The 14,745-nt window shown below is 63.4% G+C and carries 18 protein-coding genes; 7 read left to right on the top strand and 11 right to left on the bottom strand.

Going from position 1 to position 14,745, the window contains the following annotated elements; all coding sequences use genetic code 11:
• Window positions 1-38 precede the first annotated feature (38 nt).
• Window positions 39-1,574, top strand: a complete 1,536-nt coding sequence (locus RY1_RS26215; protein WP_072806973.1) for a dolichyl-phosphate-mannose--protein mannosyltransferase — start codon at window positions 39-41, stop codon at window positions 1,572-1,574.
• Here the strand turns inward: RY1_RS26215 and RY1_RS26210 are convergent.
• From RY1_RS26210 to RY1_RS26195, 4 genes are all read right to left on the bottom strand, one after another.
• Window positions 1,525-3,150, bottom strand: a complete 1,626-nt coding sequence (locus RY1_RS26210; protein WP_245819965.1) for a BCCT family transporter — start codon at window positions 3,148-3,150, stop codon at window positions 1,525-1,527. The genes RY1_RS26215 and RY1_RS26210 overlap by 50 nt on opposite strands.
• A 101-nt stretch (window positions 3,151-3,251) precedes the next feature.
• Window positions 3,252-3,683 carry a DoxX family protein gene (locus RY1_RS26205; protein ID WP_072807012.1) on the bottom strand — a complete coding sequence of 144 codons (432 nt, stop codon included), beginning with the start codon at window positions 3,681-3,683 and terminating at the stop codon, window positions 3,252-3,254.
• A gap of 60 nt (window positions 3,684-3,743) precedes the next feature.
• Window positions 3,744-4,097 carry a GntR family transcriptional regulator gene (locus RY1_RS26200; RefSeq protein WP_072806972.1) on the bottom strand — a complete coding sequence of 118 codons (354 nt, stop codon included), beginning with the start codon at window positions 4,095-4,097 and terminating at the stop codon, window positions 3,744-3,746.
• Between the two features lie 19 nt (window positions 4,098-4,116).
• Entirely contained in the window at window positions 4,117-4,782 is a 666-nt protein-coding gene (locus tag RY1_RS26195; protein WP_072806971.1) for an NAD(P)H-binding protein, read from the bottom strand.
• Between the two features lie 54 nt (window positions 4,783-4,836).
• Here RY1_RS26195 and arsC point away from each other — a divergent pair, with 54 nt between their 5' ends.
• Window positions 4,837-5,184 (top strand): arsenate reductase (glutaredoxin), encoded by a 348-nt coding sequence (gene arsC, locus RY1_RS26190; RefSeq protein WP_072806970.1) that lies wholly within the window; start codon window positions 4,837-4,839, stop codon window positions 5,182-5,184.
• Window positions 5,185-5,202: 18 nt separating this feature from the next.
• On the opposite strand, the gene arcA is transcribed toward arsC, so the two are convergent.
• Window positions 5,203-6,447: an arginine deiminase gene (gene arcA, locus RY1_RS26185; RefSeq protein ID WP_072806969.1), complete on the bottom strand. Its 1,245-nt coding sequence runs from the start codon at window positions 6,445-6,447 to the stop codon at window positions 5,203-5,205.
• 66 nt (window positions 6,448-6,513) lie between these two features.
• Between arcA and soxR the strand changes: the two genes are divergently transcribed.
• A complete protein-coding gene (gene soxR, locus RY1_RS26180; protein ID WP_072806968.1) occupies window positions 6,514-6,972 on the top strand; it encodes a redox-sensitive transcriptional activator SoxR in 459 nt (152 codons plus the stop codon).
• On the opposite strand, the gene RY1_RS26175 is transcribed toward soxR, so the two are convergent.
• Entirely contained in the window at window positions 6,973-7,809 is an 837-nt protein-coding gene (locus tag RY1_RS26175; protein ID WP_072806967.1) for an SDR family oxidoreductase, read from the bottom strand.
• 124 nt (window positions 7,810-7,933) lie between these two features.
• Between RY1_RS26175 and RY1_RS26170 the strand changes: the two genes are divergently transcribed.
• The gene (locus tag RY1_RS26170; RefSeq protein WP_072806966.1) at window positions 7,934-8,533 is read left to right on the top strand and encodes a sulfite oxidase-like oxidoreductase; all 600 of its coding nucleotides are present in this window, start codon (window positions 7,934-7,936) and stop codon (window positions 8,531-8,533) included.
• Between the two features lie 4 nt (window positions 8,534-8,537).
• Window positions 8,538-9,260 carry a ferredoxin reductase gene (locus RY1_RS26165; protein WP_072806965.1) on the top strand — a complete coding sequence of 241 codons (723 nt, stop codon included), beginning with the start codon at window positions 8,538-8,540 and terminating at the stop codon, window positions 9,258-9,260.
• Here RY1_RS26165 and RY1_RS30240 read toward each other — a convergent pair.
• From RY1_RS30240 to RY1_RS26145, 4 genes are all read right to left on the bottom strand, one after another.
• Window positions 9,257-9,427: a hypothetical protein gene (locus RY1_RS30240; protein ID WP_169914842.1), complete on the bottom strand. Its 171-nt coding sequence runs from the start codon at window positions 9,425-9,427 to the stop codon at window positions 9,257-9,259. The genes RY1_RS26165 and RY1_RS30240 overlap by 4 nt on opposite strands.
• Window positions 9,428-9,501: 74 nt before the next feature.
• Entirely contained in the window at window positions 9,502-10,164 is a 663-nt protein-coding gene (locus RY1_RS26155) for a ScbR family autoregulator-binding transcription factor (protein ID WP_245819964.1), read from the bottom strand.
• A 199-nt stretch (window positions 10,165-10,363) separates the two neighbouring features.
• Window positions 10,364-10,798 carry an effector binding domain-containing protein gene (locus RY1_RS26150; protein ID WP_072806962.1) on the bottom strand — a complete coding sequence of 145 codons (435 nt, stop codon included), beginning with the start codon at window positions 10,796-10,798 and terminating at the stop codon, window positions 10,364-10,366.
• Window positions 10,795-11,250: an effector binding domain-containing protein gene (locus tag RY1_RS26145; protein ID WP_072806961.1), complete on the bottom strand. Its 456-nt coding sequence runs from the start codon at window positions 11,248-11,250 to the stop codon at window positions 10,795-10,797. Before RY1_RS26145 ends, RY1_RS26150 begins: the two co-directional genes overlap by 4 nt.
• A 268-nt stretch (window positions 11,251-11,518) precedes the next feature.
• Between RY1_RS26145 and RY1_RS26140 the strand changes: the two genes are divergently transcribed.
• Together RY1_RS26140 and RY1_RS26135 are read left to right on the top strand one after the other, a co-directional pair.
• Window positions 11,519-13,708 (top strand): MMPL family transporter, encoded by a 2,190-nt coding sequence (locus RY1_RS26140; RefSeq protein WP_072806960.1) that lies wholly within the window; start codon window positions 11,519-11,521, stop codon window positions 13,706-13,708.
• A 37-nt stretch (window positions 13,709-13,745) separates the two neighbouring features.
• Window positions 13,746-14,243 (top strand): DapH/DapD/GlmU-related protein, encoded by a 498-nt coding sequence (locus RY1_RS26135; protein WP_072806959.1) that lies wholly within the window; start codon window positions 13,746-13,748, stop codon window positions 14,241-14,243.
• A 13-nt stretch (window positions 14,244-14,256) separates the two neighbouring features.
• Here RY1_RS26135 and RY1_RS26130 read toward each other — a convergent pair whose 3' ends face one another.
• Window positions 14,257-14,568: a DUF1272 domain-containing protein gene (locus tag RY1_RS26130; RefSeq protein WP_072806958.1), complete on the bottom strand. Its 312-nt coding sequence runs from the start codon at window positions 14,566-14,568 to the stop codon at window positions 14,257-14,259.
• Between the last annotated feature and the right edge of the window lie 177 nt (window positions 14,569-14,745).

Below are 14,745 nucleotides of genomic sequence, written 5' to 3'. Positions count from 1 at the left end.
CCGGTGGTGTACGCATCGCCGCCCCTTACGATCGGCATGTGACCTTGTCGACCGAGCGGTTCGTTGTCAGTCCCGGTCCAACGTCTCCTGCGGCCGACCACTACCGGGACGACGATCGTCGGCGGGGATGGATCGTCACGCTCGTACTCACCGCCGTCGCGGCGATCACGCGCTTCGCGATGCTGCGGTATCCCACCGACGCCGGGACTCCGGTGTTCGACGAGAAGCACTATGCGCCGCAGGGTTGGCAGGTACTGACGGGCGGCGGGATCGAGGACAATCCAGCCTACGGTCTGGTTGTGCATCCGCCCGTCGGGAAGCAGTTGATCGCGGTAGGCGAGGCGCTGTTCGGGTACAACGGGTGGGGTTGGCGCTTCTCCGCTGCCCTCATGGGAACTCTGCTGGTACTGATCGTGATTCGGATCGTACGACGGTTGGCGCGGTCGACGCTCGTCGGTGCCATCGCGGGCATCCTGCTCATCGTCGACGGTGTCACCTTCGTGTCCTCTCGGATCGGGATGCTCGACATCTTCTTGGCCTTCTTCGTCACGGCGGCGATGGGTTGCCTCGTCGTCGACCGGGACGACGTGCGTGCACGTATGGCGAAGGTGCGTGCCGAAGGACGTATCGATGCAACCGAATTCGGTCCCCGCCTCGGTGTCCGATGGTGGCGGTTCGGGGCAGGCATCATGCTCGGCCTCGCGTGCGGCACCAAATGGTCGGGCCTGTATTTCATCGCGTTCTTCGGACTGCTCTGTGTCGCCTTCGATCTTGCTGCCCGACGTGCGAACGGTGTGTCTCGGCCCTGGATCGGCACCGCGGTTCGCGACATCGGCCCCGCACTGTACGCACTCGTCGTCATCCCCGTGATCGTCTACCTCTGCACGTACGCAGGGTGGTTCGCCAGCGAGAACGGTGTCGACCGTCATGCCGTCGGGAACGAGATCGGCACCGACGGTCCGTTCTCGTTCGTGCCGGGCGCACTGCGATCGCTGTGGTACTACAGCGGCAACGTTCTTTCGTTCCACGAGGGCCTGACCAACTCGGCGGGGAACCGTCACCCCTGGGAGTCGAAGCCGTGGACGTGGCCGATGGGGTTGCGCCCCATGCTCTACTACTTCGCCGACGGCGAGAACGTGCAGGGCTGCTCGGCGTCGTCGTGCGTCAAGGCGATCATGCTGATCGGCACCCCGGCGATGTGGTGGCTCGCGGTGCCGATGTTGTTGTGGTGCATGTGGATGGTGTTCGCGCGTCGCGACTGGCGTTTCGCCGTGGTTCTGACCGGTTATGCCGCAGGCTTTCTCCCGTGGTTCACCACACTCGACCGCCAGATGTACTACTTCTATGCGGTCGCGCTCGCGCCGTTCATGGTGATGGGTTTCGCGCTGGTGCTCGGGCAGATCATCGGATCGGCTCGGGCGTCGGCCGAACGTAGAGGCACCGGCCTGTTGTTGGTGTGCCTCTACGTGGGCCTGGTGATCGCGAACTTCATCTGGTTGTGGCCGATACTGACGGCCATGCCGATTACTCCCGAGCTGTGGCAGCAGGAGTTGTGGTTGCCTTCGTGGCGCTGATTCGCGGCCGCCTGACCAGCGGATCCGAGGACAGGTCCCGATAGAGCGCAATACAGAGCCCGATCATCACGATGACGAACGGTGCCGCCGCGATGATGGTCATCGTCTGCAGCCCGTTCAGCGCATCCTCGCCGCCGGTCCACAGGATCAGCGCCGCGATTCCGCCGGTCGACACGCCCCAGAAGATGACGACCCAGCGGCTCGGTTCCTGGGTTCCTCGTTGGCTGAGAGTGCCCATGACCATCGACGCCGCGTCGGCGCCCGAGACGAAGAAGATGGCCACGAGCACCATGACGAGAACGCTGGATATGCCTGCGAGAGGCAGATTGTCGAGCATGCCGAACAACTGGGATTCGGTACTGTCGCGGCCGGCGAGGTCGATTCCGTTCTCCTGCTCGGCGATTCCCGCGCCTCCGAAGATGGAGAACCAGACGAGACTGACGGCGCTCGGTACCAGGACGACACCGACGATGAACTCACGGACGGTGCGGCCCCTGCTGATTCGGGCGAGGAACATGCCGACGAACGGGGTCCACGACACCCACCACGCCCAGTAGAAGATCGTCCACGACGACAGCCAGCTCGCGGTTTCGCCGTTGTCCCCCGCGGCGGCCGACCTGGCCGACATGTGCACCAGATCGCTGGCATAGTCCCCGACGGTCGTCGGAATCAGGTTGAGTATCAACACCGTCGGGCCGACCACGAAGACGAATACCGCCAGAATCAGGGCCAGCACCATGTTGATGTTGGACAACCACTGAATTCCCTTGGCGACGCCGGACACCGCGGACGCGACGAAGGCGAGCGTCAGCAATGCGACGATGGCGACGAGCAGAAGTGTCCCCGATTCGCCCAACCAGCCGAGAACCTCGAACCCCGAACCGATCTGCAATGCCCCGAGCCCGAGCGAGGCGGCGGTGCCGAACATGGTCGCGAAGATGGCGAGTATGTCGATGACCTTGCCGATCGGGCCTTCTGCCCGACGACCGAGCAACGGGATGAACGCCGAGCTGATCAACTGCTTGCGGCCTTTTCGGTACGTTCCGTATGCAACTGCCAGGCCGACGACGGCGTAGATGGACCAGGGATGCAGGCTCCAGTGGAACATCGTCGTCGCCATCGCCGAACCGATGGTCCCGTCGGACCCGGGAGGTGGAGTCACGAAGTGCGACAAGGGTTCTGCAACACCGAAGAACATCAGTCCGATGCCCATGCCCGCGCTGAACATCATGGCGATCCAGCTGACGGTCTTGAACTCGGGTTTCTCACCGTCCTTGCCGAGCGGTATCTTGCCGAACTTGCCGACGGCCAGATAGATCGAGAAGATCACGAATCCGGATGCGGCGATGATGAACAGCCAACCGATGTTCTTCACCAACCAGTCCAGGACGGTGGATGTGGTCGAATCGAGAGAGTCCGCGGCCACCAGGCCCCAGACGAGAATGGCCGCGGTGATCGCTGCGGTGATACCGAAGACCAGAAAATCGGTGCGGGGCTGCTGGTCGCCGGGAAGAAAGTTCGTGTCCGGGCCGTTCGAACCGGCCGAACCCTGGGATCGCTCGGTATTCGTTGCCATGATTCACCTAAGCACTATCGAGGTCGGGTTCGTCCGATAACGCGTGGATGTATGTGGCAGCGAAGACCTGCAGACCCCAGGGTTCGTCTACTGCACGTGCGCTATGCGCGAGATTTGGCGAAGCTCGTCTTGCCGCCGAACACACCGTCGAGGCTGAAACGACCGGCACCGAACGCAGCGAGCGCGAATGCGCCGACACCGAGTGCGACGACCAGTTCGTAGCCACCTTCGGTCACGAAGACCCCGAGGTCGTAGTGCACGAACAGGAATGCGCCGAGCATGTCGAGGAACAGCAGGATGCCGACGATCGGGGTGAAGATGCCGAGCACGAGCGCAACACCACCGATGAGTTCGACGAAGGTCGCGAAGTATGCGGACACGGCGGGAAGCGGGACGCCCATACCTTCGAAGCCCGCCTTGGTGGCGTCGAGTCCGTTGGTGTTGAGCTTCTGCCAGCCATGGGCGATGAAGACGATGCCCAGGCCGATACGGGCAACCAGGGCTGCGATGTCGCGGAAGATGGTCGAGTTCATGAAGAATCCTTCGGGCACGGCAATGGGACCCGCCCACCCTTGCACATCAAGGTTGAAGCGTCAACCTAAGGCGCGCTCGACGAGCTGTCGCACTCGATCGTCGGACAAGCCGAGTGCACGCACCTCCGCCACGTAGGCCACAGCTGCTCGCGCGGCACTGTCCTCGGTCGGATCGCCGCCCGACGCGATGAACGTCCCGAGCCTGCCGCGAGCCTCGATGACGCCCTGCGCCTCGAGTTCCTTGTATGCCTTCGCGACGGTGTGCGGCGCGATTCCCAGCTCCTCGGCCAGTCCGCGCACGGTGGGAATCTTCGTCTCCGCGATCAACTTCCCGCTACGAACCTGCGCGAGTATCCCTGCGCGCAGTTGCTCGAACAGAGGGGTCTTCGACGCGGAGTCGATGTGCACATCCATGCGGACGTTCTATCACGCGTCACACACCGTGGACAGCGTCCTCGATTCGAGTATCGCCCGAGGTGAGCATGACGGTCTTGCCTGCCGCCGAGGGTGTCTCCAGAAGTGCCGCAACGACGGCGGCGACGTCCGCCCGCGGCACCGTGCCTCGCTCGAGCGGAGGAGCCGACAGCGTCACGTGCCCGGTGGCGTCGTCGTCGGTGAGCCCGCCCGGTCGGACGATGGTCCACTCCAGCGCGCTGCGCGCCTTCAGATCCTCTTCCGCCGCGGTCTTCGCGGCGATGTACGCCTTCCACGTGTCCTCGGCGTCGTCGGCTACCGGCTCGCCTGCTCCGAACGAGCTGATCTGGACGAACCGCGTCACACCCGCCTTCTCGGCCGCGTCGGCCAGCAGTACCGAGGCGGCACGGTCGACGGTGTCCTTGCGCTCGATACCGCCCGACGGTCCTGCTCCGGCAGCGAAGACCGCGGCATCGGCGTCGTGCAACACGCGTGCGACCTCCTCTACCGACGCGGACTCCAGATCGATCACCTCGGGCAGAGCGCCGAGCGCGGTGACTGCGTTGACATGGTCCGGATTTCGGATCAGCGCCACTGCGCGATCTCCTCGCGCGGTGAGCACCTCGATGAGGTGCTGGGCGATCTTTCCGTGTCCTCCGGCAATCACTACTCGTCGATCAGTCATGGCGGTCGCCTACCCGACACGCTCGATACGTAAACAGTGGCACTATCTACACACATGACGACGACCGCGACGATTTATCACAACGCCCGCTGCAACACCTCCCGGACGGTGCTGAAGCTGATCCAGGAAGCCGGAATCGAACCGACCGTCGTCAAGTACCTGGAGACGCCGCCCACGAAGGACGGTCTTCGGAAGCTGCTCGACGACGCCGGGTTGACGGCGTCACAGGCCATCAGGAAGCGCGAGGCCGTCTACAAGGAACTCGGCCTGCAGGACGCCTCCGAGGACGAACTCATCGCCGCGATGGTGGCACACCCCATCCTCATCGAACGCCCGATCGTCGTCACGGACCAGGGAACGGTCCTGGCTCGGCCGGCGGAGAAGGTCCGCGAGATTCTGTGACACCACCTCGGAACCCGACTACGCGCGCACGGGTGGCGAAGCCACACTGTCTCGGGCAACCGGACACGACATACACCGCGGCCCTCCGCGTCCCGAACCGAGTTCCGATCCGCTGATCCGCAGCACCTCGATGCCCGACGCCTCCAGCCGTGCATTGGTCTCGACGTTGCGTTCGTAGGCGACGACGACACCGGGCGCCAGGGCGAGAGTGTTGTTTCCGTCGTCCCACTGTTCGCGTTCGGCGGTGACGTGGTCGAGGCCGGTGTCGATGACGCGGAGTTTGCCGATACCCATGGCGTCGGCTGCGGCGTCGAGGAAGGGATCGGCGCCGCGGATGGTGACGCCGGTGTCCTCCTTGCGAATCGTGAACGCCGACAGCGTGTCTCGAATCGCCGGATACATCACCACTGCATCGACGTCGACCATGGTGCAGACGGTGTCCAGATGCATCGACGCGCGCTCCTGCGCTATCGGTACCACCAGCACCGTGTGCGCCAGCTCGTCTTCGAACAGACTGCGTGCCAAAGCTTCCGCGCCTGCAGGCGTCGTCCGTTCGCCGACACCCACGGCGACCACACCGGGCGAGAGCAGCAGCACGTCTCCGCCTTCGACCGGCGCGGTCCTGGATTCGTACGCTCGGCGGACGCCGAGGAATCGCGGATGGAACGCGTAGATCAGGTCGGTCAGCGTGGTCTCGCGCAACCGCGCAGGCAGCGCGAGCGAGGTGATGGCAACACGGTTGCCGATCCAGAACGACGAATCGCGCGTGAACAGCAGATTCGGTAGCGGATCGATCACGAAGTCGCCGCCGTGGTGCATACGCCTCACCAGCGACGCGCCGTTGAGCTCGGGTTCTCCGGACTCGGCGGCGAGCAGTTCGTCGAACGTCATCCCTGCCATCAGAATCTGCGCAAGCTCGGACGGCGCGATCCCACGCAGGTGCACTGCGAGGTCACGGGCGAGCGCGCGGCCCAATCTGCGTTCGTTGACCGCGGCGGAAATCCCCTGCATGCGGGCGGCTCCGCTGACGGTCATGGCCTCGGCGAGCAGATCCGCCAGCAGCAGAACCTCGACGCCGCGGCCGCGCAGGAGATCGGCGAACGCGTCGTGCTCCTCCTGCGCGCGGTCGACCCAGGGAACCCCGTCGAACAGCAGTTGATCGTTGTTGCGCGGGGTGAGCCGCCGAAGTTCGTCACCGGGGCGGTGCAGCATCACCGTGCGCAGCGTTCCGACTTCGGAGTCGGCACCGAGTTCTGCAGTCATCGTTCAACGGTAATGCGCAAGTGCACTCCCGTGTGCGCTGTAGTCTCACGCACTACCGTTTCACACATGCCGATGCCCGACTGGAACGTCCGCGAACTCACCCCAGGTCAACTGTCGGAGCGCAGTGGGGTCGCCGTGTCGGCCCTGCATTTCTACGAAAAGCAGGGGCTGATCGTCAGCAGGCGAACGTCGGGCAATCAACGCCGCTACCCGCGTGAGACGCTGCGGCGTGTTGCGTTCATCCGGATTTCGCAGAAGGTCGGCATCCCGCTCGCCGAGATTCGGCAGGCACTGGCCGAACTACCCGAGGGCCGCACCCCGACGAAACGGGATTGGGCCAAGTTGTCCGCCCGCTGGCACGCCGATCTGGATCACCGTATCGCCCAGCTGGTCCGGCTGCGCGACGACCTGACGGGATGCATCGGCTGCGGTTGCCTGTCGATGACGAGTTGCGCCCTGGCCAACCCGAACGACGAGTTGGCCAAGTCCGGGCCCGGTGCACGCAGGCTCGACGTGGATCTGTGACTACGTGCGCAGCAGCTTGCCGAACTGATCGTTGGCCTTCTGGAGCACGAACTCGTAGGGCGGCGCGAACTTGCGCGCCCACCAGTAGCCGAAGCGAATGTCGTTGGACGAGTAGACGAGATACCGGTTCTTCACGATGCCCGTGATGATGGCGTCGGCGACTTTCTCCGGTTCGACGGCGCGCTGCTCGAATCGATGCTGCAGCTTCTGCACCCGCGGATCCTCGCGATCGACGCCTGCGATTTCGACGGTGTTGACCAGCCCCGTCTTGACGCCACCCGGCACCACGAGGCTGACGCCGATTCCGTGCCGTTTGAGATCGTAGCGAAGCACCTCGGATGCACCGCGCAGCCCGTACTTGCTTGCGCTGTACGCGGCGTGCCATGGAAGAGGAATCAGCCCCGCCGCAGAGGAGACGTTGACGAGATGTCCACCGCGTCCCGCCTTCACCATCGGCGGCAGGAAGTTCTCCATGACGTGGATCGGGCCCATGAGGTTGACGTCGATCATCGACTTCCAGTGCCGATGCTCGAGATTCTCGACGGTTCCCCACGCGGCAATCCCGGCGACGTTCATCACGATGTCGAGGCTGCCGACCGCGTCGTGCACGGTGCCCGCGAACGCGGTGACGGCGTCGTAGTCGGAGACGTCGAACGCAGCGAACTGCGCGACACTCGCGCCCAGCTCGTCGACGGTTGCCTGCAGGCTCGTTTCGTCGATGTCGGTGAGATAGAGCTCGGCCCCCGCCCGCGCCGCGGCAACGGCGCTCGCACGCCCGATTCCGCTTCCAGCCCCGGTGATGAACGTCTTCTTTCCGCGCAGGTCCGTGATGGCCATCTTCTGACTCGTCCCCATCTCTCGTCGCCGATGCTCCAGTCTCACCTGCACCATACGCGTGGTCCGAGTTGAAAGAATGTGCCTGGCAGGAGGAGACTTCGAGTCCTGTTGCACAGGAGGATCCATGGCGATCGTTTCGAAGGGTTTCCACGGCAAGCGCCGCGGGAACGACGGCCGAACCCCACCCGGCCAATATTTGGCGACGGACTTTCCCGTGCTGTCGGCGGGTCCGACTCCCAGAGTCGACACCGATCGTTGGGAGTTCACCGTGTCCACCGAGATGGGTGAGAAGCATCGCTGGAACTGGCAGCAGATGCGCGCGCTCCCCGACGAGAAACCGACGGTGGACATTCATTGCGTCACCAAGTGGTCCAAGCTCGATACCCGCTGGCGTGGAGTCTCTCTCGATACATTCCTCGGCGGCATCGAGACCTCGGCGACGCATGTCATGGCACACGGTTTCGACGGCTACACCACCAACCTGCCGTTGAACGAATTGCGCGGCGGCAAGGCCTGGTTGGCATTCGAATACGACGGAAAGCCTTTGCACCCCGAACATGGCGGCCCGGCAAGGCTTCTCGTGCCTCACCTGTATTTCTGGAAGTCGGCGAAATGGGTGCAGAAGCTGACGTTGATGATGCGCGACGAGCCTGGATTCTGGGAGCGCAACGGATACCACGACTACGGCGATCCCTGGCAGGAACAGAGGTATCAGGGAGACTGAGTCGATGAAGTGGCTCGTCGCAACTCTGACGAACAAGCACCGAGAAACTGCGACCGCGTCGACGCTCGTCTTCGACGTCCCCGGATGGCCAGGGCACCTACCCGGCCAGCACCTGGACGTTCGCCTGACGGCCGAGGACGGATACAGCGCCCAACGCAGCTACTCCATGGCTCACCCCAGTGACGGCGCCACCGTCGTGCTGACGGTCCAGACAGTCGACGACGGGGAGGTCTCGCCGTATCTGACGGACACTCTGCAGGTGGGCGAGCAGATCGAACTCCGCGGTCCGATCGGAGGATGGTTCGTGTGGGATCGCGCGGATCCCGCGCCTGTGCTGCTGGTGGCCGGAGGATCCGGCGTCGTGCCGCTGATGGCGATGGTTCGAGCCAGGGTGTCGGAGGAACGGCAGACACCGTTCAGGTTGATCTATTCGGTGCGTTCACCTGCGGAATCGATGTTCGCGTCGGAACTGCGGGCGCTGCCGGGCGGGATCGACGTCAGTTACCGGTACACGCGCCGAAATCCCGAAGGACTGTCTACCCGCCCCGGAAGGCTCTCGGCCGCGGACATCGCCGCGCACGGGTGGCCGGCGGACTTCGCACCACGATGTTTCGTGTGCGGTCCGACAGGCTTCGTCGAGGCGGTGGCCGACGCCCTGGTGTCGATGGGGCACCTACCTCATCGAATCAAGACCGAACGATTCGGACCTACCGGATCGAGCGCCTAGAGACGCTTGCTCATCTCCTCGCGGTACCCGGCGATGGTCCGTTCGATGTGCTGGGCATCCTGATCGGCCCCCCTCTTGCGCGCGTCGTCGGCACGGCTCTGAAGGGTCCCGATTGCCTTGCGAAGTTCGGCGTCGGACATTCTGTGCGTCGTGACTGTGTGCTCCATGTCACACAGTGTCCGCTCGACACCGACTCCCCGCAACCGTCCTGGCCGCGGGGATCGATCCACGGGCGATGAATCTAGGCGTGAACCGACGTCACCGTCATGTCGGACGGAACGAAACTGGACAGGCTTCGCGCGGCGAACTCGCGGAAGTATCCGAGCTTGTTCGGCGGCACGAGCGAGGGCAGCACGGTGTGCCAGACCTTCTCCATGCGCGACGGCGCCGTCTCCAACGTCGACTGAGCCTCGGACACCATCAGTACTCCGGCAAGCATTTCGCAGACCAGCAGCGCAGCATTACCCGAGTCGAGATGGTCGGCGACGTCACCGTGCTCGATCGCGCGGTCGAAGAGATGCTCGAAGATCGTTCCCCAGGTACCGAAGACACTTCCTCGTGCCGTCTCGGACCCGTCGATCTCCATCTGCAGTCGGTACATCACGCGAACGAGCGGATCGGAGGCGGCGAGTTCGAGTACCGAGTACGAGATTCCGATGACGGATTCGAGAGCGGGTGACCGGCTGTCCACCAGTCCTGCACATGCGGTCGACACGCGCTCGTGTCCCTCGTCGACGATCGCGCGGGCAAGCTCTTCCTTCGACGCGAAATGGAAATACAACGCGCCCTTGGTGACGCCGGACTGCGCGGACACCTGACTCAATGTCGCATTAGCATGTCCGACCTCGAGAAAGAGATCCGCCGCGGCGCGAAGCGCTGCCGCACGTGTTGCTTCTGCTCTCAATTGCCTAACCATGTTTTTCACCCCTGCTCAGTTGCCTCTACCGACACCGACGCTGCCTTGCTGTCACCACATGGCTTGGTTGAACCCGTTGTCTCGAATTCGTCGGACCTGTCATGGGCCCGTTGCGCAGGATAATACTAACCGTATGCCTGCTTCTATTGTGATCTACAAGTGACAAATGCGTGACACGTTCACGGATTCAGATAACAATCGAGATATAAAGTTCCACTCCACCCGAATTTGTAACGACTTCGATGTCTTCTTTGTAGGCACGGAATATAGCCCCCGCCGCGGTGGCATCCTCGGCCTGTGTCCAGACGTCGTCGATCGGATCCTTCAGTGTGCCGCTGGGTTCGAACACCGCGTACACACCGGTGGGCACTTCGAAGAAGACGTCGCCGATGGGAACGTCGGCGGGCGAGAGGTAGCGAGTCGCAACCACCGCGTTGACGACACCGTGTGCGTCCGGCACGAAGACCGTGCTCACATCGACCCCGTCGGAATACCGCTCGCGGATGCGCTCACGCAGGAATCTGAAGAGCTCACTGTTGCTGGCTTCGGCGCCGGGAGTGACCCGAGGTGCGACAAGTCCCCCGAACAGTTCTGCGGGCCGAGCAGTTACCCGATGTGTCACGCTTTCGACCCCGACTGCTCGATGGACAGGTACAGATCGATCTTGTACGCGTGCGGGTAACACTCGTAGTCCGCCGTGAACGATCGCGTGATCTCGCCTTGCTCTTCGGCATGGTCGATCTGCTTCCACAGCCGCGTCATGATTTCCGGAAAGTAGCCGACCGCAGAGAATTTCGCGTATTTCGCACGCGGAACCCTTGCTACGAGATGCCCTCGCGTGACTTTGCTCAACGCGGAGCACTGATACCCGACGATCTGTGTGTTGTACGAACCGATTCCGGGCGCGAAGTCCGTATAGATCGCGGCGAGCGGACCGGCCAAATCCTGATTGAGTACCGAGGACCACGCGAGATCCAGGGCAGGGTCATTCAACCTTCCGAGCGCGCGCTTGGGGCTACGAACTGGAAGACCGGCGACCCACGTTTCCTCGAGGTCGACAATCTCGAACGACATTCACACTCCGTTTAGCTGGTCAGGGCTGCGTTCGAGCGTCCCACACGCGCTCGCGTACTCGGCGATCGAGCACTCCACAGCCGGGGCGGCGCGTCCCCACACTGCGCCGTCGATCGACTCTGAACACACATTTCTCCACGATCCTACCGGTGCACACCCACCTGCCCGGTGCCACCTGCTCTTCTCGCTTCGCCGACCACGACGACCGAGTGCATGGTGTACTGGACCACCGATTTTTTTCGCATGCACAGCATTCGAGGAGAACCAGATGGGGCCCATCCGCCGATCCCCCTTCCGGTGGCCGATCTTCACGATCGTCGCCATTGCGGCTGCAACGCTGTTACTCGGCGGGTTCGGCGGCAGTTACCAGGCCAAGCTGGGCGAGGTTCAGAAGAACGACAATGCGTCGTACCTGCCTGGGTCGGCCGAATCGACGATCGTCGCGAACGAGTCCGCGTCGTTCCTGACCGTCCAGTCGATACCAGGTTTCGTTCTGTTCGACCGGGATTCCGGCCTGACGGACGGGGACAAGTCCGCGATCTCGTCGGCCGAGCAGAAGATCGCGGCGATCGACGGAGTGGACGGCGACGGCATGGGGCCGCCGCAGTATTCGGTGGACGGCCGCACGGCCTCGATGTACGTACCCCTCGTCGCGAAAGCGGACGGTGTCGACGTCACCGGCGAAGTTCTCGCATTGACCGAGCAGACCGTCATCGACACCGCAAGCGAGTCCGTTGCCGACGACGTCGAGGTTCTGCCTGCGGGGCCAGGCGGGCTTCTCGTGGCGTTCATCGACGCATTCGCCGGTCTCGACGGCGCTCTGCTCGGAGCGGCGTTGCTGGTGGTGATCCTGATTCTGTTGATCGTCTACAGATCACCGGTGCTGTGGGTCTTCCCGATTCTGTCTGCGGTCCTGGCCGTCGGACTGGCGTCGCTGATCATCTACTACCTCGCCGAGCACGAGATATTGACATTGACCGGTCAGAGCCAGGGCATATTGTTCGTCCTCGTCATCGGCGCGGGCACCGACTACGCGCTCTTGCTGATATCGCGGTACCGGGAAGAACTGCACACTCATCCGAATCGGTTCGACGCGATGATCAAGGCGTGGAAGGAGTCCGCGCCCGCCATCGGCGCTTCGGCGGGAACGGTGATCGTCGGATTGCTGTGTCTGATGTTCTCGGAACTCAACTCCAACAAGAGCCTCGGTCCGGTTGCCGCAATCGGCATCGCGTGCACGGTGCTGGTGATGATGACGTTCCTTCCGGTTGCACTGTCACTGTGCGGCCGGTGGGTGTTCTGGCCGAAACGACCCGAGGTCGACCATGCCGCCGATCTCACCACCCATGGCATCTGGGGACGGATCGCCGACGCCATCGGATCGAGGCACCGACCTGCATGGATCGGTGCGACGGTTCTGCTGCTGCTGTGCGTCCTCGGAATCGCAGCCCTCGACACCTCGGGGCTGACGACGACACAGGCATTCACCAACCGTCCCGAGGCGGTCGTCGGGCAGGAGCTCTACACATCGAAGTTCGACCCCGGTACCGGCGCGCCCGCCGTCATCATCGCGGCCGCGGATTCGGCGGACGAGGTCATCCGTGTGGCCGCGGCCACCGACGGCGTCGCACAGACACCCGGATCGGTGTGCATACAGGTCGATTTCGCGAAAGTGGCGGAGTTGATCAAGACGGTCGGGCCTGCGGCGATCGCCGCGCAGACCGGGTGTGCGCCGCAGTCGTTGCAAGTACAGCCGGCCGATGGCCGAATTCTGATCAACGCCACACTCGCCGATTCCCCCGATTCGCCTGCCGCTCTTGCCACGATCGAGCGGCTGCGTGATGCGGTGCACGCCATCGACGGAGCCGATGCGCTCGTCGGTGGAAACTCCGCTGCCACGGTGGACGTGCAGGCAGCGTCGGTACACGACCGGAACCTGATCATCCCGATCGTGCTGGTGGTGATTTTCTTCGTTCTGTCGATCCTGTTGCGCGCGTTGCTCATTCCGTTGATACTTATCGCCACCGTCGTGCTGTCCTTCGCGGCGACGCTCGGCGTGAGCGGGCTGGTGTTCACGCACGTGTTCGGGTTCGCCGGTGCCGATCAGTCCTTCCCGCTCTTCGCGTTCGTCTTCCTGGTCGCGCTCGGGATCGACTACAACATCTTCCTGATGACGCGTGTGCGCGAGGAGACGCTTCAACACGGAACGCACAGTGGCATTCTGCGCGGTCTCGCCGTCACCGGTGGAGTGATCACCTCGGCGGGAGTCGTACTCGCCGCAACCTTCGCGGTGCTCGGAGTTCTCCCCCTCGTGTTCCTGGCGGAGATCGGATTCGCCGTCGCGTTCGGAGTTCTGCTCGACACCATCGTGGTACGCAGCATTCTGGTTCCCGCCCTGTCCTACGACATCGGACGAAAGATCTGGTGGCCCTCGGCGTTGGCACGACAGCAGCGATGACAGCTCGATCGGTTCGCACTCCGGATAGGATGCGCCGGTGGGTCATACATACGGAAGACAGGCATTTCTCGTCGGCGTAGCGAACTGGTCCCTCGTACCGCGGGTGCGTCGTGCGACCGTGCTGCAGTTCGCCGGGGTCACGTTCCGCGGCGCGTTGCTCATCGGCGGGAACTTCGTCGTCCAGGGTCTGGGCTACCTACATGTCGGGGCGCGGTGCTTCATCAATCACAGTTGCTACTTCGACACCGTCGCCGACATCTCGATCGGGGACGGTGTTTTCATCGCCGACCACGTGCGCATTCTGACCTCGAGCCATCAGACCGGACCTGCGACTCAACGGGCGTCCACCCTCACCGCGCAGTCGGTCTCCATCGGCGACGGATGCTGGATCGGTTCGGGGTCGGTGATTCTGCCCGGCGTCACCATCGGCGCAGGCACCGTGATCGGCGCCAACTCTCTCGTGACCAAGGACTGCGAGCCCGATTCCGTCTACGTCGGCAGCCCGGCAAAACTGTCCGGGCGCCTGGACGCCTGAGAGCGGGAACCGATCACCGGTCCTGCGGTGCGATGGCTTTGACGCGATCGGCGAAGTCGTCGAGCTCGACCTGGGAATAGGGCGTGTGCACGCGCGTGGTCGACGCAGGCCGATGCGTCGTCGAGAGCCCTGGCCTCCACTCGGTCGACGGCCGAATCGGGCGAGGTGCGAACCCGCCCCCGCAATTGGGGCACACGTTCGACAGCCGAGCGACGCAACCGGCGCAGAAAGTGCATTCGAACGAACAGATGCGTGCATCCACCGAGAACGGCGGTAGGTCCATATCGCACAGTTCGCAGTTGGGTCGGAGTTCGAGAGCAGGCATGGGTGGACTCCTTACTGGCAACCTCGAAGTCCACACTCCGAAGTCCCGATCGAATCGAAAACATACCAGAGAACAATTTAGGTCGATATTTCGATTTTCATGATTGTTTTTCCCCGAGGATCTCTCGATCGTTAGGTCGCCGAATGTCTTGCGGATCGGCTAATATCCGATTCACTC

The organism is Rhodococcus yunnanensis NBRC 103083 (assembly GCF_001895005.1).
Lineage (GTDB): Bacteria > Actinomycetota > Actinomycetes > Mycobacteriales > Mycobacteriaceae > Rhodococcoides > Rhodococcoides yunnanense.
This window is presented reverse-complemented; position numbering and strand designations above follow the sequence as displayed.

Excerpts from the sequence above, each read along its gene's own strand:
- RY1_RS26210 (WP_245819965.1), bottom strand. The coding sequence starts at position 3,150 with ATGGCAACGAATACCGAGCGATCCCAGGGTTCGGCCGGTTCGAACGGC.
- RY1_RS26205 (WP_072807012.1), bottom strand. The coding sequence starts at position 3,683 with ATGAACTCGACCATCTTCCGCGACATCGCAGCCCTGGTTGCCCGTATC.
- RY1_RS26200 (WP_072806972.1), bottom strand. The coding sequence starts at position 4,097 with ATGGATGTGCACATCGACTCCGCGTCGAAGACCCCTCTGTTCGAGCAA.
- RY1_RS26195 (WP_072806971.1), bottom strand. The coding sequence starts at position 4,782 with ATGACTGATCGACGAGTAGTGATTGCCGGAGGACACGGAAAGATCGCC.
- arsC (WP_072806970.1), top strand. The coding sequence starts at position 4,837 with ATGACGACGACCGCGACGATTTATCACAACGCCCGCTGCAACACCTCC.
- arcA (WP_072806969.1), bottom strand. The coding sequence starts at position 6,447 with ATGACTGCAGAACTCGGTGCCGACTCCGAAGTCGGAACGCTGCGCACG.
- soxR (WP_072806968.1), top strand. The coding sequence starts at position 6,514 with ATGCCGATGCCCGACTGGAACGTCCGCGAACTCACCCCAGGTCAACTG.
- RY1_RS26175 (WP_072806967.1), bottom strand. The coding sequence starts at position 7,809 with ATGGCCATCACGGACCTGCGCGGAAAGAAGACGTTCATCACCGGGGCT.
- RY1_RS26170 (WP_072806966.1), top strand. The coding sequence starts at position 7,934 with ATGGCGATCGTTTCGAAGGGTTTCCACGGCAAGCGCCGCGGGAACGAC.
- RY1_RS26165 (WP_072806965.1), top strand. The coding sequence starts at position 8,538 with ATGAAGTGGCTCGTCGCAACTCTGACGAACAAGCACCGAGAAACTGCG.
- RY1_RS30240 (WP_169914842.1), bottom strand. The coding sequence starts at position 9,427 with ATGGAGCACACAGTCACGACGCACAGAATGTCCGACGCCGAACTTCGC.
- RY1_RS26145 (WP_072806961.1), bottom strand. The coding sequence starts at position 11,250 with ATGTCGTTCGAGATTGTCGACCTCGAGGAAACGTGGGTCGCCGGTCTT.
- RY1_RS26140 (WP_072806960.1), top strand. The coding sequence starts at position 11,519 with ATGGGGCCCATCCGCCGATCCCCCTTCCGGTGGCCGATCTTCACGATC.
- RY1_RS26130 (WP_072806958.1), bottom strand. The coding sequence starts at position 14,568 with ATGCCTGCTCTCGAACTCCGACCCAACTGCGAACTGTGCGATATGGAC.